Genomic DNA, 21,199 nt, shown 5'->3' with positions numbered 1-21,199 from the left:
CCTTAACGCTGAGCTATTGATCACGGCGGTGGGGTCCCTGTCGGTTGTGGTGGCGTGCCGGGTTGAGGTTCGGCGGGTGGCGGTGGCTGCGCGGCGGGTAGCAGCATCTCGGGCAGGCTGTCGGGATGGGGTGTACCGGGTGCGGGGTCGTAAGCCGATATAGCCGGCGGTATTTCGGGCGGCCCGGGCGTGGGGCCGGCGCCCCCGGGCATGAGACCCGGCTCGGAATAGATCAGGTCTTCCGGTGGCGGTGATTTCGCCAGGAACGGGTTGATCGGGAACGGCAGCATGTTGAAGCTCGCGGCATTGAGTCCGGGTCCGAGGTACTGGGCGCACAGTTTTCCGGTTTCGGAGGCGGTCACGTTGGCGACCGCACCGATGGCTGAGCAGATGAACTGGACAGGATTGGAGAAGTTCGTCAACACGAATGCACCTGCCCCCGAACCCATCTGGGGGTCGAACATGTTGACGGTGTTGGCCAGGGCATGCGGTGCCACGTGGAGCACCTGCTCGAGGTCTTTGCGGTGATCGACCAGGGTCTGTGTGACGTTGGTCAGGCGCTGCAGTTGTTCGCTGGTCTTGTCGCGGGTGCCGGCGACGAAGGTCTGGATCTCACCGGTGACCGCCGACAGGTTGGTCAGCGCGGCATCCAGTTCTGACCTGCTGTTGTCCAGCGTGCTGGTGAGCGTGGCGAACCGGTTCTGGAATTGGACGATTTGCACATTGCTCTCTTTGAGCGCGCTGACGAACACCTGCAGGTTCTTCAGGATGTCGGCGATGTTTCCGCCGCCATCAGCCAGGATGCGTCCAACTCCAGACAGTTCGGCCAGGGTCTGGCGCAGCTTGTCGCCGTTGCCGTTCATGGCGTTGGCCGCACTGTCGACGAACCGAGCCGCCGAGGTGGACGAGATGCCGTTGTGGGGCCCCAGATCGGTGGCCAGGCGCGTCAATTGTTGTTTGACTTCGTCCCAGTCGACGGGCACTGCGGTGCGGTCAAGCGGGATCAGCGCTCCGTCTGCGATGACGTCGGCGCTGGCCGCACTGGGCGCGACAAGCTGAATATAGCGGGCGGAAACGAGGTTTGGCGCGACGATGACGGCGCTGGTGTTGGCGGGGATCGGCACCTTTCTGTCGAGTTGCATGGTCACCCTCGTCTGGGTGCCCTCGGGGTGGATCGCCTCGATGGTCCCCACGGCGACCCCGGCAACCCGGACCTGATCGCGCGGGTAGATGGAGCTGGCATGGGTGAAGTACGCGGTGATCGTCTTCGGGGCGAACAGGGTCACACGGGTGAGCCATGTCGCTGCGGCCGCGATGATCGTGATCAGCACAACGGTGGCGATCCGCCGGATCCGGGATGTCGTCATCAGCGGGGCGCCTCCGGTATCCCGTTGCGAGGGAATGGGAATTCGGCGCGAGGAGGATCGCCGGGCTTGCCTCCACGCCGGAACCCGAAGGCGTAGTCGAGGAACGGTTGCAGAAAATTGCCGGGGAGCAGATCCGGGACGTAGGCGTTGTAGTAGAAGCCGTTGGCCACCGTCTCGCCGAGGGTGACCTGAAACTTCGCCAAGGCCGGCAGCATCCTGGCGATGTTGTCCCGGCTGCGTTCCAGCATGGCGGTGACCGAATTGAGCTTGTCCAAGGTAGGTGCGAGCTGCTGCTCGTTGTCGTGGATGACGCCGGAAAGTTGTTGGGCCACTGCCGAAGTATTGGAGAGCAACTCGATGATGGCCTGCCTCCGCTGAACCAGTACGTCGACGAGGTCGTTGGCGTTGAGGATCAGTGCGTTGAGTTGCTGGCTGCGGTCGGCGAGGATGCCGGTGACCTCGGAAGTGGACGACAGCAATGCCGCGAGTGTCTGATTGCGGCTGTTGAGAGATTTAGACAGCCGGGTGAGTCCGTCGAAGGTAGGCGCGAGCTGCGGCGCGATCTGGTCGATGGTGGTGGCCAGAGTTTCCAACGATTGATTCAGCGTTGCGGTGTCGGTCGCCCCGGTGTTGCGCGTCAAGTCGCCAACGGCATCGGTCAGCGAGTACGGAGACGACGTCCGGGTCTGCGGTATCAGGTCGAGCGGCTGCAGGTTCCCGTCGCCGGAAGATTCCAGAACCAATACCCTTTCACCCAGCAGGCTGCCGGTGCGGATGTGGGCCGATGTGTCCGAACCGAGCCGCACTGTGCTGTCGACCTTGAAGGTGACCAGCGGCTGCAGACCCTGCAACGACACGTCGGTAACGGTCCCGACCGCGACGCCGGACATCTTCACCTTGTTGCCGCTGGTGAGACCGCCGGCTTCAGCGAACTGGGCACGGTAGGCGATCTGGGCCGCCAGTGACCACAACCGTTCGGGCTGCAGTCCGACCGCGATGATGAGGGTTATGACAATCACGCCGATGAATCCGGCGCGGATGAGATGGGTGCCACGGTACTTGAGCATCAGGGCTCACCGCATCTTCCGGCTTCTTGTTTGAACCACGGGAATTCGGCGGTGCGTCCCTGCAGATCAGACACTCGGACCGCCAGGCCGCATAGGTAGTAGTTCACGAAACTGCCGTAGGCACCGGTTCGGATGAGCTTGTTGTAGTTGTCGGGCGCCATGCGCAGCCCGGTCTCGAGCCGGTCTTTGTCTTGGTCGAGCAGCGGTGCCAGGCGGTCGAGTTGATCGACAGTGCCCGCCAGTGGGGGGCGGGCCTGGGTGAGTAGGTCGGCCAGTGACGCGGTGCCGTTGTCGAGCGACTCGATGGCAGCGCCGATCGGATCGCGGTCCGTCGACAACCCGTCGACGAGGCGTTGCAGACGGTCAATCGTTCCGGAGAACTGATCGCTGTCCTGGGACAGGGTTTGCAGCGTGGTCTTGAGGTTGTCGATGACCGACTGCACGGTTGCGCTGTTGTCGGCCAATGTGTTGGTGAACGACGCGGTCTTGGCCATGAGCGAGTCCACCGTGGTGCCCTGGTCCTGGAACACCGCAATCAGCGACGAGGTCAGCGCGTTGACATCGTCGGGGTTGAGCCCCTGGATGACTGGCTTGAGTCCGCCGAGCAACAGATCGAGATCGAGTGCTCCGGCGGTGCGCTCCCGCGGGATCTGTGCCCCGGCAGCAAGTTTGGTGTTGCGGCCCGGACTGTCGACGAGTTCGAGGTAGCGGTCGCCCACCAGGTTGAGATAGCGAACCACAGCGCGGGTCCCTTGGGTTAGGACGACATCACGGTCGGTGTCGAAACCTACTTCGACCGTCTTGTCCTGGCGCAATGCAACCTTGTCGACGGTCCCGATCTGGATGCCGGCCATACGCACCGAGTCGCCTTCGCGCAGGCTCGAGACGTCGCCGAAGACCGCTGAATACACTGTCCTGGAACCGGATCGGACTTCACCGAAAACCACGAAGAGCGCGGCAGTCAGCACCGTCATCACCGCCGCGAAGGTGCCGAACTTGATCAAGGTCGTGGCCGTCCGAATCGTCATCCGGGTTGTCCGATCTGAGCGGTGTTGCGGGGCGGGCCGTCGATCGGGCCGAACAGCCACTGTTTGAGACCGTCGGTATTGACCAGGATGTCTTGGTTTCCGTACTTCCACGGGTTCGTGCCGGTATCGGCCACCACCCATCGGGGCCGCGAGAGAAACGGCAACGGCAAGTTCTCACAGCGGGGGCCGCCTTTGGATCCGGCCTTGGGCAGGTCTCCGGGGTAGCGGTAGCGTTCCTGACCGGCCGTCAGGCCGGCGGCCACCTCGGCGCCGGGAAGTCGCAGCGGTTGCCACTTCGAAATGAACGCCATGCCGGTGATCTGGCAGTTCAGCGCGGCGTTGTATTCGCGGGTCAGATCGGTGGTCGGGACCAGGAGATGCAACGCGTCGGCCAGCGGGGTGTGGTTCTGGCTGAGTACCGGGGTTCCCGTCTGCGCCAATCCGATAGCGCTGAGCAGGAATGCGTCCAGGTTGTCCTGCTCGTCGACGATGGACTGGCTGACGCGGGTGGCGTTGTCGATGGTGGTGATCAGGTCCGGTGCCGCGTCGGCATAGGTGTTGAACACCACGGGCGCGGCGGCCACCTCGCGGCTCAACGCCGGTAGTGCGGGCTCGGTGGCGGCCAGGAAGGCATCGAAATCGTCGATCGTCTGGCCGATTTGGTGTCCACGCCCACTGAGCGCCGATCCCAGCGCCGACAGGGTTTCGTTGAGTTTGTCCGGGGCGACGTGATCGAGCAATGTGGTCAACTGATCGAACAAGGTGTTGATCTCGACCATCACATGCCGCGCTTCGACGACCTGTCCGGCCGAAATATGCTGCGAATCCGGATGTTCGGGATCGATCAGTTCGATCGACTTCGCCCCGAACGCGGTCGGCGCGGCGATCTCGACGAGCACGTTCGCCGGCACGAGATGCACCTGGGATTCGTCGAGCGCGAGTCGGATCGCTGCCTGCCCGTCGGGACGGGCGTCGATGGCGGTGACGCGGCCGATCTGGACACCGTGCAGTTTGACCTTGGCATCGATGTTGAGGACCAACCCGGCACGCTGGGCGAGCACCGTCACCGGCAGACCCCGACTGAAGTCGCCGCGAAACAGGCTGATCGACAGTGCCGTCACCCCCACGAGCGCCGCAACGGTGGCCAGACCGGCCAGTAGGCGCGCGTATTGCGGTCGCCCCGGTCGGCTCATGACCCGGTCCATGTCGATGACATCCATGCCCCCGTTTTGACAGTCGTTCGTCGTTGCCCTGCCCGGTACCGCGCTCGACCTTGGGCGGCTACAGTATTGCCGATAGTATTTCAGAAAATGAAATGATTCTAGTGTCAATGGAGGCTTGGATGAAGCCAGCAGGGACGGCCGACTATGTCGTCGTGGGGTCGGGCAGCGCAGGGGCGATCGTGGCCCGGCGGCTCGCCGATTCCGGTGCGACGGTCACCCTGATCGAGTCGGGACGCCGGCGCCGGGGCCCGCTGGTGACGGTTCCCGGTCTGTGCGGGGCCATCCACGCAGTCACCGCGCTGCAGCGATTGGTCACCTGGCCTGCGCACAGCGTGCCGCAACAACACATGAACGGCCGCACGCTTCCGCAATCGCACGGCCGGGTCCTCGGTGGCGGCAGCGTGGTCAACGGGATGGCGTTTGTCCGCGGCAATCGGCAGAACTACGACGACTGGGCGTCGGCCGGGGCGAAAGGCTGGGGGTTCTCCGATGTATTGCCGTCGTTCCGTCGACTGGAGAGCTTCGAAGACGGGTCCAGTGAACTGCGAGGCGGCGACGGGCCGATCGCGGTGGAACGGGCCACCGGCCTTGCCGATGTCACCGAAAGCTTCATGAGTGCACTGGCCGAGACCGCCTGCGTCGAGAGGAACGAGGACTACAACGGCGCACGCCAAGCAGGAGTCGCGCCGATACAGCAGAGCGCGGGCGGGGGCCGCAGGGTGGGCACCGACCGGGGCTACCTGCGGGAGGCACCGCCGAATCTGCGTGTGCTCACCGGCGTGACGGCGACCCGCATCATCGTCGAGAACGGCCGAGCGACCGGCGTGGAGGTGGTTGCGGGGCGCAACCGGCGATCGATCGGTCCCGTCCGCGCCGGCCGCGAGGTGATCGTCAGTGCCGGGTCGCTCGGCACCCCGCGATTGCTGATGCTCTCGGGAATCGGTCACGCACAGCACCTGCGCGAGCATGGAATCAAGGTCATTGCCGACCTCCCGGTCGGCGACAATCTGCACGATCACCTGTTCGTTCCCATGTCCTATCAGGCGCCCGGCGGGCGCCGCTCCTCACCGCTGAGTTTTATCGGTGCCGCGGTCCGGGAGTGTGCGCGCCCTCGCTCAACCTTCATGGCACACACACTGTTTGAGGCTGTCGGGTTCGTGGACAGCGGGACCCGGACAGGTACCGATCTCCCGGACCTGCAGATCTTCATCCTGCCGATCGGCTATCCCGAGAATCAGGACGAGCCGGGGCTACACCTGGCCGTGGATCCGTCGCCTTCGTTGTCACTGTTGCCGACCATGATCTATCCAGAGAGTCGCGGCACGGTGCGATTGGCCTCGACCGATCCGTTCACCGCACCCCTGATCGATCCCAACTACCTGTCCGAGCCGCAGGACCTGGCGACCTTGGTGGCCGGCATGGAACTTGTGCGGGAAACCGTCAAACACCCGGCAATCGCCTCGGAAGTCGGTCGCGAGGTATTACCCGGCCCGGACCAGGCCGGAGGCGACCTCGCAGACTTCGTGCGACGCAACGCTTCCGGCGTTTATCACCCGGTCGGAACGTGCCGGATGGGCGTCGACGAGCACGCGGTCATCGACCCCACGTTGAAGGTCCGGGGCATGGAGGGACTGCGCGTGGCGGACGCTTCGGTCATGCCGAGCATCGTCGGCGGCAATACGAACGCCGCGTCGATGATGATCGGAGAGCGAGCGGCTGAACTGATCATCACCGCATGAATCGGTCAGCCGTGGGGCTGATCGGCCAGGTAGAGGTCGAGCAGACGGCGAAGGCTGGCGCCCAAGGCAAGGTCGTCGGTCAGCGGCGCGATGACGGCAGCTTCGGCGGCCTCGCGCAGTGACAGACCGGCCTTGGCCAGGCGGGCTGCGGCGACCAGGACGCGGGTCGAGGAAACCTCCCGCAACCCAGGCACCTCCAGACGCCTGATCGCCTGCGCCAGGCGAACCAGGTCCGTGGCAGACCGAGCGTCGGCGCCGCTCTCGTGCTGCACGATCGATGCCTCCAGATCTGCTTCAGGATAGTCGAATTCGATCGCCACCATGCGTTGCCGCGTCGAATCCTTGAGGTCTTTGAGGACGCTCTGGTACCCCGGGTTGTAGGAGACAACGAGGCAAAATTCTGGCCCGGCGACGAGGGTTTCTCCCAGGCGTTCGATCGGCAGTGTCCGCCGGTGATCGGCGAGCGGGTGCAGCACGACAGTGGTGTCCTGACGTGCTTCGACCACTTCGTCGAGGTAACAAATCGCGCCTTCGCGCACCGCCCGCGTCAGCGGTCCGTCGACCCATTCCGTTTCCCCGGCACGTAAGAGGAACCGGCCCACGAGATCTGCGGTGGTCAGATCGTCGTGGCACGCCACCGTGATCAGCGGTCGTCCCAAATCATGAGCCATTGCTTCGACGAATCGCGTTTTCCCACAACCCGTTGGCCCCTTCAGCAAGACAGGAAGTTGTTCGGTGAAAGCAGCGGCGAACACGCGCTCTTCATTGCCCACCGCCCGATAGAACGGACGCACACGCCCCACCGGACCGGCAGAAGCGTCGGTGGTGTCTTCGGTGACCACATGAGGGGTCGGCATCAGATCGCTGATCCTTTCGGTGTTGAAGAGTGCCGGCGGACTTCGGCCGAGCGCAAAGCCGTGTGGAAGAGTCGGGCGATGACGGGATCGAGTTGATCGGCTCGAGGCACCGAAGCGTGCGCTGCGGTGCCGAAGACGAGTCGAAGGTCCTCAGCCGATCCGGTTGCGCCGATCGTCAGGCACAGACACCCGGTGCCCCGACCACGGACCTCCATGAGTGCTCGGCGAACGTCTCGCGCACCTCGGGCCAGGTCGTACCCATCGTCGAACGCAAGCCCGTCCGATATCACAACCAACAGGCGTCTGGTCGTCCCGCCATTGTCCTCAATAAGGTTGGCCCCGTGCCGGATTGCAGCACCCAGGCGGGAGTATCCGGATGGTTGCAGGTGCTGCAGACGCATCAGCAGCGCTTGGTCGCCGTGTTCGGCGAAAGCCTTCAGCGTCGTCAACCGCACGTCGTGGCGGCCGCGGGAGCTGAACGCGTACACGGCCACGCGATCACCCAGCCGGTGCAGCGTGGAAGCAAGACCAGCCACCGCGGCGCGTTGATGATCGTGGATCCGAACGCGGCCCACGCCGAGTTCGGCCGTCGACGCAGAGACGTCAAGAAGGATCAGTACCGACAGGTCCCTGCGGTCGCGGACCGTCGCGAGGTAGAACGCATCATCAGGGTCCTGCGCGGCGAGTGCACCGACCCGGTACTCGACCGCGGCGTCGATGTCGATGTCGTCGCCATAGCGCTGCCGATGGCGAACGTCGGGACCGGATCCCAGTCGAGACAGCGACCGCCGTAGACCCAAATCGGGTGCGCTTATCGAACCCGCCGGGTGTTCCTCGGGCTCGAGAACGCGCACTGTGCACCACTTGGGTCGGTAGCTGTCGATCCTGAAGTCCCACTCAGGGTGACGAACTCCTTTGCCCGACTGCTGATCAGCCGGCTCATCAACGGGTCTCGGCTCGATCACTGCCGAGGCAGTGCCCCCTCCGGTCGCACCGAATTTCGACCTGGTGTTCCCGCCGACCGGGCCGTCCACACTGGCGATGCCCGCCCCGTGCAGCAATCTGCTCAGCAGCCGGCCGATCAAGGTCGACCCGCTGCCGGCCGAGAAGAACGAGACGTCGTCGGGCATCGGCACTTGCGACACCGCCTGCGCCGAATCGTCTTTCGTCGTGACCGACTCCGCGGTACCGATGCCGGGCCGCCCATTCGATTCGTGCAGTTCCGGTGCCGACGCAGTACGCAGCGACGCGAGGACCTCACGTGGCCGAAGTGCACCCAGATAGATTCCGGATTCGGGTATGCCATCGCGGGTTCGCGCGAAAGCGAGGGATTCCGAAGGCGAATCGCTGAGCGCCACGAACTCGGCGAGGACCAGGTGGTCGAGGGAGCGCGGCAAAAACTCACGTAGCGCGGCGACGGCACGCGGTCCCTCGATGCTCAGATATCGGCGGCGCAACCGCTCTCGTCGCACCAGTGGATGCATCAGATCGCGGGACAAGCTCCCGGCACCGATCAACGCGGCTTGCACCACCACCGCCTCGACTGTTCGTCGCGCATCGCAATCGGGATCGACGGTGATCGTGCGTCCGTCGGACCATGCCCGCTCCCCCGGCACGCCCGCTATCACTTCGACCGGCCGTCCTGCGAGTGCAGAGGCGAACAGGTTGTAGAGGTGCGTCGAGCCCTCACGGTCCGGCCCGACCCGCGCGGTTACTGAGGCTTGCAGCGGTCAGACTCCACGGCAATGTCCGTCGGGCGGCCGTCCGGTTGCAGGATCGCCCAGGTACTTCCGATGCCCGGGGTGAACGGCCCTGGCGCATCCTGGGATTGGTAGAAGCCCTGCGGATCCCAGGTCTTGGACTGCGGGTAGGGCCACGGGCAGGCGACACTGGAGGCCACGCCGGTGACCCGTACCAACCAGAAGGTCGAACTGAAGGTGATCATCGCGATGTTCAGCACCAGCACCATCACCGCAAACGTGGCGAACTTCGGGTATCGAGCATGCAGCCGCAGGCGCTGGGCGAGCTTGTCCGCCTGGGATTTCCCGGTGTCGTCTCGGTAGAGCAACACCGATGCCGAGATCATCACGATCGTGATGAGGATGCTGGCCATCAACAAGGGGAACTGATAGTTCTTACCCACATCGATCGAGCCGAATTCCACCACGTGGCTGTAGGTGAGGAATTGGGTGCGGGTCAGGAAGATTTCCTGCGCGGCATCCCACACGACTCCGATGAGGAACGTCAGCACGGCGATCGAGATCAGCGGATGGCGCCAAGCGAATGCCTTGGGATCGCTACGTCGCTGAATAGCGCGCAGAAGGGGCATGGCCAGGAAATACGGAAGCAAGACGTAGGGCGCGTAGATGAACGAGGTGATCGGCTCGATGATCGGGGAGATGTTCATCCACGGCCAATCCCTGGGGAAGTGCCACATTTTCGGGTTGTAGATCAGCCCGATCGCCCAGTTGTTGATCGGGTCCCACCAGATCAGAGTGCTGGAGGCGGCGACCATGAGAATCACCGGATGTCCAGGATGTCGACGCCAGATCAACGCCGACGCGATAACGGTCCCGGCGGCCAGGATCGCGCCGAGTATCTGACCCCAGTAGACCATGTCGATACCGGCCAGGAGTGGCTCGACCGGAGGAGGCTTGCCCACGCCGTCGGGATTCGCGTTCTCGGGCGACACCGGTCCGTGCTTCTGGGCCGTTACCAGGATGAAAACCACGAACGCCACGGCCAGCACCCAACCCGCCAGGGCCTTCCAGGTCCGCGAGGAGCCGGAATTCGCCGCGCCGTCGGCCACGGTGGGCTCGCTTCTGTGAATGGATTGCTTCATGGCACTCCGCGCTGTTCCCCGCACCATCCAAGGCTGCGGGAGGCGACCCTCGCCTTGCCGGAGCCTAACCCAAATCATTCAGATTATGAACTACTTTCGACGACGGACGCAGAGAAGGAGAGTGGCTCCCCGGGGCAGGTATCGTGAGGCGTCGTGACCGACAGCATTGGGGCCCCCGACGACGGTGACATCGTCGACTTCCTCGGCGCTGTAATGGATGTCCAGCGCTTGCTGTCAACCCTCACGCTTCCGGTCGCCGACAGTTACTCGATTTCCGAACGCGCCATGGGCATCATCTTTTTGATCCATGCCGGCGTCGACCGCCCCAGCGCGCTCAGCGAGTACCTCAACGTTTTGCCAAGCACGATCACCTCTGACATCGACAAACTCGTCGCCGCGGATCTTCTGAGACGGACTCCGTCGAGTACCGATCGGCGGGTCACCCGAATCGAAGTGACGAGGCGAGGGGCTGCCGTCCAGCGGGAGACGTTGGGTCGGTTGCAAGAGTTCTTCCGCGCGACGGCCGCCGGCGTAACCATCGACGAGCTGTACGCCTGCATCGCCACACTCCGCAAGCTCAGCGGCGTGCCGCAATCGCCCGTTCCCAATCCGCTGCGTGGGCCCGGGGACGCACGCTAGGAGCGAGAAGTGTCGGCGTGACGTCACCGCTTGCGCTGGCGTCCACGAAACGTTAAACGCTTGGACCACAGGCGAACTCGCGCTGACTCGCGACGAAATGATCGACCTCACCACCGAATCACTGGTCGCCGCGGGCGACCGACTCACGCATCTCCCGGCCGATTAGCGAAAACTGATTGGCGCCATCCAGATGCGCACGGGAGCAGATCCGCCGGGCTACCTGCTCTCGCGCTGCCGCTGCGCACCTAGGTGGCCAGCCGCCGCACGATCTGACCGGCCCGGCGCAGCACGTCCAGCTGCGCCGGGTTGTACAGATCAGCCATCGCGTCATCGATGGCCTTCTCGGCGAAGTTCGCACCGCGCGGCGCGTCGACACGGGCCTCGGTGAGTCCGGGATGGGCCTGCCGGACCGACCAGATGTAGGGCGCCAGCCGCTCGGCGAGATCCTGGCGGGTCGCCTCGTCGGCGTCGGCGGGCAGCGCGTCCAATTCGGATGCGGCCGGATCCTCGCGGGTGTCCCTGATCAGGTCGGCATAGGCTCGTCGGCCGCGCGGGCCTAACACCCGGCTCAGGACAACCATCAGTTTGCGATCCGCGTCGGTCATCTTCGCGACGGCGTCGGCGGGTGCGAACTCGGGCGGCAGATCCGTGGGTGCCGAGTTCTCGAGCAGCTCACCGAGCTCCTCGCGGGCCCGTTGCAACCTCTCGATCGTCGCCGCCAGTTCGGCGTCCAGTTCCCGCAACGCCTGTTCCGGATGGTCGTCGGTGTCACCCAACGCGGCGATCTGCGGGAGCGAGAACCCCAGGTCGACGAGCCGTTTGATGCGGACCAGCCGGACCAGGTGCGCCACGCCGTACTGCTTGTACCCGTTTGACCGGCGTTCGGGCTCCGGGAGCAGGCCGATGTGGTGGTAATGACGGACGGCTCGCAGACTGGTGCCGGCCAGTTCGGCGACCTCCCGAGTACTCCACGCCACCTGTCCATCATGCGCATGCCCGGGACTTGACTGTGCCGCTACGTCCGAGTGTGCGATGGAGGCATGCCAACACCTGCGTTGCTCTCCGTCGACGATCTGTTCGCGCCACCCGCCCGGGCGCAGGCATCGATCTCACCCGACGGCACCCGTATCGCCTACCTCGCACCGTGGCGGGGCCGACTCAACATCTGGATTCAGGACGTGGACGACCTCGACGGCGAGCCGCGGCGCGTTACCGCCGACAGCACCCGCAGCATCCTGCACTACGAGTGGACGAAGGACTCCCGCTGGCTGCTCTACCTGCAGGACACCGGCGGCGACGAGAACTGGCACGTCTTCCGGTCCGACCCGCAGGACCCCGAGTCCGGTGCCGTCGATCTGACCCCCTTCCCGGGAGCGATGGCCGCCCACGAACTGCTCGGCGACCCGGGCAAGGCGATGGTGTACTCCAACAAGCGAACACCGACCCTGATGGACGCCTACGAGCTGGACATCGCCACCGGTGAGCTCACCATGGTGGCGAAGAATCCCGGCAACGGATCAGGCTGGCGGGCCAGCAGCGACGGCGAATTGTTCTCCACCGCACTGACTGCCGACGGTGACGTGGAGCTGTTGCAGTGGGAGCCGCAGACGGAGACGCTGCGCTCCATCGTCACCTTCGACGGCCGTGACTACACGATGGGGCTGTACCCGGTCACCGTCGCCCCGGACGGCACCGGCATCTGGATCGGCTCCAACGACGGCACCGACAGGACCCGCATTGTGCGCGTCGACGTCGTCACCGGCGAGCAGACCCACGTCGACAGCCATCCGGTCTACGACGTGGACACCCGGGCCAGTGTGTTCACCACGCTGGCCGAGCCGCTGATCCTGGACCGGCGCACCGGCGATCTGCTCGGGGTGCGGTACCTGTTGGAGCGTCAGGTGATTCGGCCGCTGGATCCGCACTTCGCCGCGGTGCTGGCGAACCTGGAGAAGCTGTCCGATGGCGACGTGAACGCGCTGAGCTCCGACCTGACCGGCCGACGCTGGGTGGTCAACTTCACCCACGACCGCGAAGCGGGGATGACCTACCTCTACAACCACGACACCGGGGAGAGCCGGTTCTTGTTCGGGTCGCATCCGCAGCTGGATCCCGGCGTCCTGGCATCGATGGAGCCGGTCACCATCCGTTCACGCGACGGGCTGGATCTGCACGGGTATCTGACCCTGCCGGTCGGGTTGCCGCCGAACAATCTGCCGATGGTGCTGCTGGTGCACGGCGGGCCGTGGACGCGGGATGGTTGGATGTTCACCCCGCCGGTGCAGCTGCTGGCCAACCGCGGATATGCGGTGCTGCAAGTCAACTTCCGCGGGTCGTCGGGCTTCGGTAAGTCCTTCACCAAGGCCGCGGTCGGTGAGTTCGCCGGCAAGATGCACGACGATCTGATCGACAGCGTCGACTGGGCCGTCGAGCAGGGGTATGCGGATCCGAAGCGGGTCGCCATCTTCGGCGGCTCCTACGGCGGCTACGCGACGCTGGTTGGCGTCACCTTCACACCCGACGTGTTCTCCGCCGCAGTCGATTACGTCGGTATCTCTGATCTGAGCAACTTCATGCGGACACTGCCCGAGATCGCACGGCCGCACCTGGCCAACAACTGGCACCTGTTCGTCGGAAACCCCGACGACCCGGACCAGTTGGCCGACATGCTGTCGCGTTCACCGATCACGAAGGTTGACCAGATCCGCACGCCGCTGCTGGTCATCCAGGGCGCCAACGATGTTCGCGTGGTGCAGGCCGAATCCGACAATCTGGTCGAGGCGTTGCGCGCCCGCGGAGTCACGGTGGAGTACATGATCAAACACGACGAGGGGCACGGATTCGTCAACCCGGACAACGTGATCGACATGTACAAGACCGTCGACCGCTTCCTCGCCGAGCATCTGGGTGATGGAAGGAAGTCGTGACCGACAAACTGGAGCAAGGACATTCACCGACCTTGCTCGAACGCATGGGCGGGGTGTCCGGGCTGGTGTACGCCAGCCTGCCCACGTTTGCCTACGTAATCGCGAACGCGATAGCCGGCCTGGACGCGGCGGTCGTGGTATCTATTGGCTTCAGCGTCGGTCTGATCGTAGTCCGACTGTTGCGTAAGCAGCCCATTCAGCCGGCGGTATCAGGGCTGCTCGGGGTCGTCGTCGCCGCGCTGATCGCCTACTACACCGGTTCCGCCGAAAACTACTTCCTGCCCGGAATCTGGTTCAGTCTGGCAATGGCTGCCGTGTTCTCCGTATCCGTCTTGGTGCGGCGCCCCCTGGTCGGAGTGATATGGAACCTGCTGCGTAGCGCCGAGCCCGATCGATCTTGGCGCACCGACACCGTGGCGCTGCACGCGTTCGACGTCGCCACGCTGGCATTCGTGGCGTTGTTCTCCGCGCGATTCGTTGTGCAGCAATGGCTTTACGACGGCGGCTTCAGCGGCTGGTTGGCATTTGCCCGGATCGCGATGGGCTATCCACTGCTCGGCGTGGTGTCCGTGATCGTGTACTGGGCGATCCGCCGCGCAAACCGGCAGGTCGGCTCAGGCATCGCCCGGCACAGCCCAGAGACCGGTGCGAGCGACTCGCCGGAACCCGCTGCTTGCCCGTGATGCGGTGCCGGACCGGTTCTTGGCTACACCCGGGTCGGCTAGCAGGGCTCGGCGGCATTGTCGAGATTCCCAACACCGAAGTAGATGGTCACCAGCGGCATTGGCCTGTCGAACGTCGCCTGAAACTCGGCCAGCAGTCGGTTGTTCCGCCGTACCCAGTCGGCGAACTCGTCGTACTCTGCACCGGCCAGAATCGTCGCCGTTCCCTGCCGCGTCTCGGTGCCGATCTCGATAGTGACGGCCGGGTGCGCCCGGATGTTGTGCAACCAGTCCGGATCCCGATCCTCCCGGAAAGAGCTGAGATAGAGCCTGTCTCCGCGGTAATTGGGAGCCAGTGGCACCACCCGGGGCGCACCACTACGAGCACCGGTCGTAGTCAACAGGATCAGCGGGTTTGCAACGTAGTCACCGCCGACTTGACCCGCGTTCGCCCGGAATTCGGCGATCACGTCGTCGTTCCAGTTCGATGGATCCTGGCGGCTTTCCTGGTTCCACGGGGCGTCTGCGTCGTGGAAGTGGATCTCTTGGCTCGTCACGATGTGCCTCCGCTCGCGGAAAGGCTATGTGGGTCGCAGACTTTGGGGAGTGCCTCAAGCAGGGTGTCGTGAATGTAGGCGAGTTCGGGAGTCGGCTCCCACCCGGCGGAATCGTCAGTGGTGTCCGACCAGTCGGTGCTGGCGCTACTCTCGCCCCCGTTGCTGTCCTGGGCGGTGTCCTCTCGGGTCCCGCTTCGGTAGACCCACCACAGGTTGTGCCAGGGGTCGAGGAAGCGGGAGAAGGTATCACCATAAAACTCGGTCGGTCGGGTAATGATCTCGGCACCGCCGGCGGCCGCACGGTCCAGCACGGCCTCGACATCGTCGACGTACACCTGCAGCAGTGCCGGAGTGAAAGGCCAGTCGGGCTTTCGTTCGGCGAACATCACGGTGCTCCCGCCGATCTGAAGCTCGGCGTGGAGAAGGAGTCCGTCGTCATCGACGGTGCGAGCGTCGGGATGGTCGACGCCGTCGAAAACGTCCGTCAGGAAGCGGATCAGCCCGTCGGCATCACGAGCAACGATGAACGGGTTGATTGTTGAAAAGCCTGCCGGTGCGGCGGGGGCGGCGGTCATGGGTTTCCTTTCGTCACCCCCATTTGATCGCGAAACCCCTGGCCTGTTCTTGAACCAAAACGACAACTCTCGCGTCCCGACCCGGCAGCTGTAGCACCGGCGTCAGTGCTGCCGGCGGCGCTGGGCAGCGATGATCGCGGCCGGGGTCTGGCCGCGGATCAACCGCAGTGAGCGCGTCAGGTGGGGCTGATCGGCGAATCCGGCACCGGCCGCCGCTTCCGCAGGCGAGTGCCCGGTCTGCAACAGGAAGTAGCCGTGCTGGGCACGGTGAAGTTGGTCGATCTGTTGAGCGGTCAACCCGACCGTGCGGCGGTAGCGGCGTTGCCAGGTCCGCTCCGAGGCACCGCTCCGGTCCCCGTCCAGTGCCTTGCGGATCTCCTCATCGACGAGCAGCCCGCAGTGCTCGGCAAGGTGATCGACCCAGTCCTCCAGATCCGACCAATCCGGCACCGGCCATTGGCGATCCCCGAGGGTGACGCAGCCGTCCGCAACCTGCAGGGTCACCGTCCCGCCGAGGACCGCGCTCTTGGGCACGCCTGGGAGTGCGACATGGGCAGCGAGTTCGACGCCCCAGTACCGCTCACCCAGATGCCCGTCGACGATCCGGTTGCGCAGACTCGGACCATCCAGCTCCGCGGCCAACTCTCCGTCCCGGCGACGGATGAACGACAAACCCCAATACTCGGACCCGGTGACCGAATAGCTTCCGGGAGTCTCGACAGCCGCGCGCCAGACGGTCCGCAACAGCGGTGATCGTCCCGCCCGTTCCTCCCACACCCGACGAACGTACCGCTCCGAGACGACGGTGTGGCCTGTCGGCACGGGACCGCCCCGAGGGCGACTCGGCGATCGTGACGGCACAGTGGTTTCGATGTGCGTGGTGAACGGTCCTGCGGCTGTGGCACTTTCGGGCGTGTCGACGCTGGAGGTGATCGAATTGTGGTCGATGAGTTTGTGCGTTCCGCCGGTTTCACGCTGGCGGCTCGGCGGACTCTCCCCCACACTGTCGGTTGCCATTCCCGATGGCGGACGACGACGCTCTGAACTGCATTTTTCTCGGTGTTGCCACGGAGTTGGCGGACACGTTCTTGCCATCCATATGGCGGATCCGAGAATGGGACGGTAGTCCACGAACGGTCCGGGGATTGCACCCCCGCGATCAATCCGGCATTAGGGTTGATTGGCACGCAGTCGAGATTCGGCAGGTGGGGGACTTAGAGGATGGCGCGGGCCCGGACGATCGGTCGAGGACGCCTGGGGCCTGCTGCACGCAAGGCGTTGATTCCCGGTTCAGGACTGGTGCTGCTCAGCTCGGCGACCGGCGGGATGCACGGCGATATCTTTCAGCTCTACGTCGTCGACACGCTGGGCTTCAGTCCGAGCTTGGTCAGCGTTATCGCACTCGGAATGATCGTCAGCATCCCCGTCCAGTTGTCGGCGCCGGGTATCGTCAGCCGCTTCGGACACCGCACTGTGATGGTCACAGGCTCACTCACGCTGGCTCCGGCACTGCTACTGCTGTTCTCGGCAGGCCTGATCATCGATGAGTCCCGGATCGCCGCCGCTGCGCTTCTATTCACGGGAGCAACTCTGGCCGGGGTCGGGATCTCGATCTGCTTCGGTGCCGCCTGGACGGCGTGGTATGTCGAGTTCGCCGAGCCGGCCGACCGTCCACTGTTCTTGGCCATGTTCAGCTTCGCCGCGCAAGGGACCGTCATCGTGGCGTTTGTGGTGCAGACGATTTGCTTCGACGGGGTGGTCACCGAGGTCTTTTACCGCGGCGTGCTGGTCTACTGCCTGGTGTATTTGCTCGGGTCGGTCATTGTGTACCGTCATCTGCCCGAAACGTCGGTGCGCCAACCGATTGCGACATTCGGCAAGGGCGGATGGCGCGAAGCCCTGCGCGACCACCGCTGCCGGTTGATCGTGTTCGGGGCAGCAGCACAATTCGTGATCGGCGTGCCGCTACTGGCGGTCTACGCGCTGACCGTGCTCGGCATCCCCGCACCGGCCATCGGTGTGATGCTCATTGTCCGCGCGGCAGCATCGTTCGTGCTGGCTCCGATGGCCGGCTGGTTCATCAGCCGGATCGGCATGACCACCTCAGTTCGGGTGCTCGGCGTCGCATTGACCGCTCAGATGGTCCTGTGGACACTCCTCCCCGCCGTCGGCCACCGCTTACCGGCCATCGCAGCTTTCACTGCGTTGGTTGTGCTGTCTCAGGTGTCGCGTTACGCCTTCGGCTTGGTCATGTCGGCCATTGCCTTCAATGTCGTCGAACCTGAGCACCGAGTCCGAACATTCGCTCTAGTTGACGTCGCCTCTTCGGCGGCAATGCACCTCAACCTCGCCGCCGGAGGCGCCCTAGTGGCTGCCAGTTCAACGGCCGCCCTGCTCGACTCCCCCTGGATCCGCCTGGACCCCGTCAAGATAGTCACTGCCGCCAGCGCAATAATCATTGCCTACCTGACGGTTGAGTTTCACCGTATGGCAACCTGTTTCGTCAAATAGTCGCCACCCCACCCGCAACGCCCATCAAGGTGTCTGTTGTCCGGACCGGGTTCGTTAGCCTGCACCCTTACCGTTGTCCACCCGGTACACGGCACCGTGCACAGCTGCCGCAGCGTCGCTGGCGAGGAAGGTGATCACTTCGGCGACGTCGAGCGGAGTCATCATGCCGCGCGGCGACGCCGCACGCAGGACCAGGCTGAAGTCCGCGCCGTCGGGGGCGTGGAACTTCTCGATCTGCGGGGTGAGCATCCCTCCCGGACATACGGCATTCACGCGTAGGCGATCTCCCGTGAACTCCACGGCCAGCGCCCGAGTCAGCCCGACGAGCGCGTGTTTGGCCGCGCAGTATCCGGCCGAGTACGCCTGCCCTTCGACGCCGGCGATCGAGGCAACGTTGACGATGTTGCCACCGCGTTCCAGCAGGTGCGGCAGCGCGGCCCTGCACAGGTAGAACGGCGCGCTGACGTTGACCGCCAGATCGGCTTCCCACTCCTGCTCTGTCATCGACTCCGTACGCCGCATGTGGTGCTGACCGGCAATGTTGATGAGGACATCGATGCCACCAAACAGGCCGACGCAGTTGATAATTGCAGCTTGGCAGGACTGCGGCGAGGTGACGTCCAGTGATGCGTGGGCACCGTTGTTCACGTCGGCGAACACCTCGGCCAATCGAGTCTCGTCCCGGGCGATGCCGAAGACGGTCGCGCCCCGCTGGGATAGCAGCCGTACCGTTGCGGCCCCTAAGCCCGATGACGCACCGGTAACCAGCGCGACCTTGCCTTGCATTGCCGTCATAGTGGGGTTGACCTTTCTTCAAGAGCTCGATTTCGTCATCGGGCGATGTGTCGGTGCAGCGGCATTGTTCGACGTCAAATACACCCGCTGGCTTCATCGACCGCTCGCTTGACGAACGCCACAACGGCGCACCGCTCCGCGACATTGAGCAGCATCGCTTTCACGGCTGTCGACACGGTCCTCAGAAGCAGTGAACGCGTGTCCAATGTCCAACGCCGATCCGGTGTCGATGGCGGCCTTGTCGACGAAGCCCCGACCGGCGGTGGGCCATCAGCCACCGTCGGCTCGTCGAGCGGACACGGCGACCGCCTGCGCCGGCGTGTCGAGTTCGACGAGATTGTCGGCGACCTCCTGCCGCCAGAATTCGTTGGCGTGGCTGGTGTCTATCTCCAGTTCGAACCGGTCTGTCATGTCGGATGTCACGTCAGCCACATCGACGTAAAACTGCTCGTACCAACGGCGATGCTGATAGACCGCGCCGTCCTCCTCGGTGAGGAGGGGATTGTCGATGCGCGCCTTGTGCCTCCAGATCTCGACGTCCTCGAGGAATCCTTCGCCGAACGATTTGGCCATCGCTTCCGCCAGCCTGGCGGCCTTGCCTGCCGACAACCCCGGAATTTCTTGAACGGCGACACCCCATTGCAGGACAAACGAATCGTGCGTCACCGGGTAGTGACAGTTGATCAGAGCGACCTCGATCGTGAAGTCGGGAGCCACGTCGTTGTGCAGCCAGTTGATCATGTAAGCCGGCCCGAAGTACGTCGCCTCCGATCTCAGTTTGGTTCCCTCCCAAAGCTTGTCGAAGTTCGGCGTCACATCAGGACGAGCCTTCGACTCCATGAACTGGGTGGCGGTGTGTCCCTCGATGACGTTCTTGAAGTACGTCGGATAGGCGTGATGGATGTAGAAGAAGTGCGCCATATCAACGTTGTTGTCGACGATCTCCCGGCAATGCGACCCCTCGATCAGGATCCGCTCCCACACCCACGGCGACCACTTGCCTTCGGAAAACCCGTCGATCTCCGGCGGAAACAGTTCGTCTGGAGGTGAGGTTCCCTCGGGGTCGTGCCACACCAACAGTTGGCCGTTGACCTCCCGGCAGGGCCATCGCCGCGTCCGGGCCAATCGCGGTGTCCGCTTGGCGTAGGGAACAAGGGAACACCGTCCCGTCGACCCCTGCCAGCGCCAGTCGTGAAACGGGCACGCCACCGAATCGCCCTTCACGATGCCAGATGACAAATCCCCACCCATGTGGCGGCAGTAGGCATCGAGCACGTGTCGCTCACCAGTGGCGTCGGCGAAGATCACGAGTTTCGTGCCGAAGGCCTCGATGCCGTGCGGCGCGCCGTCATCGAACTCCGCGGCGAGACCGACACAGTGCCACCCCCGCGCAAACCGCTGCATGGGCGAGCCCGTGTCGATGTCTCGCACCCCGTCGTGATCTGTCATGCAGTCACACCTTCCCGTAGCCCCCGGGAGACACTATTAAGCACAATCGCTTAATTTTCAAGTTCCCTAGAATGCCCTCGTGGGTCGAAGTCAACAGGCCAGGGAGGCACTCCTCGACGCGGCCGAGCAGATGATCGCCGAGAACGGCGTGAACGTGCCGCTGCGAGACATCGCCCGGGCAGCCGGACAACGCAACAACTCGGCCGTCAACTACTACTTCCGCAATCGACAAGAAATGATCGACGCCGTCGTCAAACGCCGCCTGGAACCCATGGAGGACCAGCGCCGACTGATGCTCGACGCGCTAATCGCCGATGACCGTACGAGCGTCGAAAACCTGCTGCGCGTGATGGTGCTACCGCTGCTGTCCGTCGACAGCCGCTACTACGCGCGGTTCCTGCAAGCGGCAGCACTGAGTCTGCGCACCGATCCCGATCCGACGTACGGGTCAGTGTGGCCTCAAGTCGTCGACGGACTCATGCAGGCAGTACCTACCTCCGACCGCGGCACACGGCAACGCCGTGTCGGCGCCGTCGCCACCGCGATGTTCGCGTTGCTTGCCGAGCACGAACGGCTGACTCAACAGCGCACCTCAGCCGCAACCACCCACCACGAGGCCGAGGACATCATCGCCATGCTCGGAGCGATGCTGGCCGCCCCTGTGCCAGTGATCGCACAACGCCATTCCTGAGGCCGCAGCAGCGCAGGGTAACGGCCTGCGTTCGGACGAAGCCCGGGCGGACAAAGTCCGCGAAATTAGATGCCACAGGCGAATTCGCGTACGGGCTTGCAGAGGACACGTTGTTGCTTATCCGGCCCGACGGCTACGTCGGCCGGTCAGGGAATGTGAAACCCTGGGCTAACCGCACTGTTGGGTTCCAACCGACGGCGAGGATGCCAATGCCGCGGCTCCTCTCCTTTCGATTCACCTGACCCACGACTTACTTCCCCACCCTTGCGG

General features: G+C 64.4%; 19 protein-coding genes. 6 read left to right on the top strand and 13 right to left on the bottom strand.

Features of this window, described 5'->3' with window-relative positions; translation table 11 throughout:
• Nucleotides 1-20 precede the first annotated feature (20 nt).
• The 4 genes from TX88_RS04525 to TX88_RS04510 are packed head-to-tail and all read right to left on the bottom strand — an operon-like array spanning nucleotide 21 to nucleotide 4,682.
• The gene (locus tag TX88_RS04525) at nucleotides 21-1,367 is read right to left on the bottom strand and encodes an MCE family protein (RefSeq protein WP_044514968.1); all 1,347 of its coding nucleotides are present in this window, start codon (nucleotides 1,365-1,367) and stop codon (nucleotides 21-23) included.
• On the bottom strand, nucleotides 1,367-2,434 hold the full coding sequence (locus TX88_RS04520; protein WP_044514966.1) for an MCE family protein: 1,068 nt from the start codon (nucleotides 2,432-2,434) through the stop codon (nucleotides 1,367-1,369). Before TX88_RS04520 ends, TX88_RS04525 begins: the two co-directional genes overlap by 1 nt.
• On the bottom strand, nucleotides 2,434-3,462 hold the full coding sequence (locus TX88_RS04515) for an MCE family protein (RefSeq protein ID WP_044514965.1): 1,029 nt from the start codon (nucleotides 3,460-3,462) through the stop codon (nucleotides 2,434-2,436). Before TX88_RS04515 ends, TX88_RS04520 begins: the two co-directional genes overlap by 1 nt.
• Nucleotides 3,459-4,682 (bottom strand): MCE family protein, encoded by a 1,224-nt coding sequence (locus TX88_RS04510; protein WP_244438350.1) that lies wholly within the window; start codon nucleotides 4,680-4,682, stop codon nucleotides 3,459-3,461. Before TX88_RS04510 ends, TX88_RS04515 begins: the two co-directional genes overlap by 4 nt.
• Before the next feature lie 53 nt (nucleotides 4,683-4,735).
• On the opposite strand from TX88_RS04510, the gene TX88_RS04505 reads away from it, so the two are divergent.
• Nucleotides 4,736-6,424, top strand: coding sequence for a GMC family oxidoreductase (locus tag TX88_RS04505; RefSeq protein ID WP_244438349.1), 1,689 nt, complete (start codon nucleotides 4,736-4,738; stop codon nucleotides 6,422-6,424).
• A 5-nt stretch (nucleotides 6,425-6,429) separates the two neighbouring features.
• Here TX88_RS04505 and TX88_RS04500 read toward each other — a convergent pair whose 3' ends face one another.
• The 3 genes from TX88_RS04500 to TX88_RS04490 all read right to left on the bottom strand — a co-directional run bounded on the left by TX88_RS04500 (nucleotide 6,430) and on the right by TX88_RS04490 (nucleotide 10,123).
• Nucleotides 6,430-7,281 (bottom strand): CbbQ/NirQ/NorQ/GpvN family protein, encoded by an 852-nt coding sequence (locus tag TX88_RS04500; protein WP_044514962.1) that lies wholly within the window; start codon nucleotides 7,279-7,281, stop codon nucleotides 6,430-6,432.
• Entirely contained in the window at nucleotides 7,281-8,897 is a 1,617-nt protein-coding gene (locus TX88_RS04495; RefSeq protein WP_049924845.1) for a nitric oxide reductase activation protein NorD, read from the bottom strand. Before TX88_RS04495 ends, TX88_RS04500 begins: the two co-directional genes overlap by 1 nt.
• A gap of 95 nt (nucleotides 8,898-8,992) precedes the next feature.
• The gene (locus TX88_RS04490) at nucleotides 8,993-10,123 is read right to left on the bottom strand and encodes a spirocyclase AveC family protein (protein ID WP_049924844.1); all 1,131 of its coding nucleotides are present in this window, start codon (nucleotides 10,121-10,123) and stop codon (nucleotides 8,993-8,995) included.
• Nucleotides 10,124-10,276: 153 nt separating this feature from the next.
• On the opposite strand from TX88_RS04490, the gene TX88_RS04485 reads away from it, so the two are divergent.
• Entirely contained in the window at nucleotides 10,277-10,762 is a 486-nt protein-coding gene (locus TX88_RS04485; protein ID WP_044514959.1) for a MarR family winged helix-turn-helix transcriptional regulator, read from the top strand.
• Nucleotides 10,763-11,007: 245 nt separating this feature from the next.
• Here TX88_RS04485 and TX88_RS04475 read toward each other — a convergent pair whose 3' ends face one another.
• Entirely contained in the window at nucleotides 11,008-11,739 is a 732-nt protein-coding gene (locus tag TX88_RS04475) for a helix-turn-helix domain-containing protein (protein WP_044514955.1), read from the bottom strand.
• A gap of 63 nt (nucleotides 11,740-11,802) precedes the next feature.
• On the opposite strand from TX88_RS04475, the gene TX88_RS04470 reads away from it, so the two are divergent.
• On the top strand, nucleotides 11,803-13,689 hold the full coding sequence (locus TX88_RS04470; protein WP_044514954.1) for an alpha/beta hydrolase family protein: 1,887 nt from the start codon (nucleotides 11,803-11,805) through the stop codon (nucleotides 13,687-13,689).
• Nucleotides 13,690-13,733: 44 nt separating this feature from the next.
• Nucleotides 13,734-14,372: a DUF3159 domain-containing protein gene (locus TX88_RS04465; protein ID WP_049925124.1), complete on the top strand. Its 639-nt coding sequence runs from the start codon at nucleotides 13,734-13,736 to the stop codon at nucleotides 14,370-14,372.
• Between the two features lie 38 nt (nucleotides 14,373-14,410).
• On the opposite strand, the gene TX88_RS04460 is transcribed toward TX88_RS04465, so the two are convergent.
• The 3 genes from TX88_RS04460 to TX88_RS04450 form a co-directional block, all read right to left on the bottom strand.
• Nucleotides 14,411-14,908 carry a nitroreductase/quinone reductase family protein gene (locus tag TX88_RS04460; protein WP_244438348.1) on the bottom strand — a complete coding sequence of 166 codons (498 nt, stop codon included), beginning with the start codon at nucleotides 14,906-14,908 and terminating at the stop codon, nucleotides 14,411-14,413.
• Complete coding sequence (locus TX88_RS04455) at nucleotides 14,905-15,483, bottom strand: VOC family protein (RefSeq protein ID WP_044514951.1); 579 nt, start codon at nucleotides 15,481-15,483, stop codon at nucleotides 14,905-14,907. The genes TX88_RS04460 and TX88_RS04455 overlap by 4 nt, the downstream gene beginning before the upstream one ends.
• A 102-nt stretch (nucleotides 15,484-15,585) precedes the next feature.
• Nucleotides 15,586-16,260, bottom strand: coding sequence for a helix-turn-helix domain-containing protein (locus tag TX88_RS04450; RefSeq protein ID WP_044519088.1), 675 nt, complete (start codon nucleotides 16,258-16,260; stop codon nucleotides 15,586-15,588).
• Nucleotides 16,261-16,704: 444 nt separating this feature from the next.
• Between TX88_RS04450 and TX88_RS04445 the strand changes: the two genes are divergently transcribed.
• The gene (locus TX88_RS04445) at nucleotides 16,705-17,994 is read left to right on the top strand and encodes an MFS transporter (protein WP_162563084.1); all 1,290 of its coding nucleotides are present in this window, start codon (nucleotides 16,705-16,707) and stop codon (nucleotides 17,992-17,994) included.
• 54 nt (nucleotides 17,995-18,048) lie between these two features.
• On the opposite strand, the gene TX88_RS04440 is transcribed toward TX88_RS04445, so the two are convergent.
• Together TX88_RS04440 and TX88_RS04435 are read right to left on the bottom strand one after the other, a co-directional pair.
• The gene (locus TX88_RS04440) at nucleotides 18,049-18,789 is read right to left on the bottom strand and encodes an SDR family NAD(P)-dependent oxidoreductase (protein ID WP_044514948.1); all 741 of its coding nucleotides are present in this window, start codon (nucleotides 18,787-18,789) and stop codon (nucleotides 18,049-18,051) included.
• A gap of 270 nt (nucleotides 18,790-19,059) precedes the next feature.
• Complete coding sequence (locus tag TX88_RS04435; RefSeq protein ID WP_044514946.1) at nucleotides 19,060-20,238, bottom strand: 3-ketosteroid-9-alpha-monooxygenase, oxygenase component; 1,179 nt, start codon at nucleotides 20,236-20,238, stop codon at nucleotides 19,060-19,062.
• A 79-nt stretch (nucleotides 20,239-20,317) separates the two neighbouring features.
• On the opposite strand from TX88_RS04435, the gene TX88_RS04430 reads away from it, so the two are divergent.
• Nucleotides 20,318-20,929 carry a TetR/AcrR family transcriptional regulator gene (locus TX88_RS04430; RefSeq protein ID WP_044514945.1) on the top strand — a complete coding sequence of 204 codons (612 nt, stop codon included), beginning with the start codon at nucleotides 20,318-20,320 and terminating at the stop codon, nucleotides 20,927-20,929.
• Nucleotides 20,930-21,199 lie beyond the last annotated feature (270 nt).

Source organism: Mycolicibacterium septicum DSM 44393, assembly GCF_000455325.1.
Classification (GTDB): domain Bacteria; phylum Actinomycetota; class Actinomycetes; order Mycobacteriales; family Mycobacteriaceae; genus Mycobacterium; species Mycobacterium septicum.
The sequence above is the reverse complement of the archived record's forward strand: the minus strand, read 5'-3'. Positions and strand labels throughout refer to the sequence as shown.

Bases quoted from the DNA above. Each gene is read 5' to 3' on its own strand.
- TX88_RS04525 (WP_044514968.1), bottom strand. From the start codon at position 1,367: ATGACGACATCCCGGATCCGGCGGATCGCCACCGTTGTGCTGATCACG.
- TX88_RS04520 (WP_044514966.1), bottom strand. From the start codon at position 2,434: ATGCTCAAGTACCGTGGCACCCATCTCATCCGCGCCGGATTCATCGGC.
- TX88_RS04515 (WP_044514965.1), bottom strand. From the start codon at position 3,462: ATGACGATTCGGACGGCCACGACCTTGATCAAGTTCGGCACCTTCGCG.
- TX88_RS04510 (WP_244438350.1), bottom strand. From the start codon at position 4,682: ATGGATGTCATCGACATGGACCGGGTCATGAGCCGACCGGGGCGACCG.
- TX88_RS04500 (WP_044514962.1), bottom strand. From the start codon at position 7,281: ATGCCGACCCCTCATGTGGTCACCGAAGACACCACCGACGCTTCTGCC.
- TX88_RS04490 (WP_049924844.1), bottom strand. From the start codon at position 10,123: ATGAAGCAATCCATTCACAGAAGCGAGCCCACCGTGGCCGACGGCGCG.
- TX88_RS04470 (WP_044514954.1), top strand. From the start codon at position 11,803: ATGCCAACACCTGCGTTGCTCTCCGTCGACGATCTGTTCGCGCCACCC.
- TX88_RS04465 (WP_049925124.1), top strand. From the start codon at position 13,734: ATGGGCGGGGTGTCCGGGCTGGTGTACGCCAGCCTGCCCACGTTTGCC.
- TX88_RS04455 (WP_044514951.1), bottom strand. From the start codon at position 15,483: ATGACCGCCGCCCCCGCCGCACCGGCAGGCTTTTCAACAATCAACCCG.
- TX88_RS04445 (WP_162563084.1), top strand. From the start codon at position 16,705: ATGGCGCGGGCCCGGACGATCGGTCGAGGACGCCTGGGGCCTGCTGCA.
- TX88_RS04440 (WP_044514948.1), bottom strand. From the start codon at position 18,789: ATGACGGCAATGCAAGGCAAGGTCGCGCTGGTTACCGGTGCGTCATCG.
- TX88_RS04435 (WP_044514946.1), bottom strand. From the start codon at position 20,238: ATGACAGATCACGACGGGGTGCGAGACATCGACACGGGCTCGCCCATG.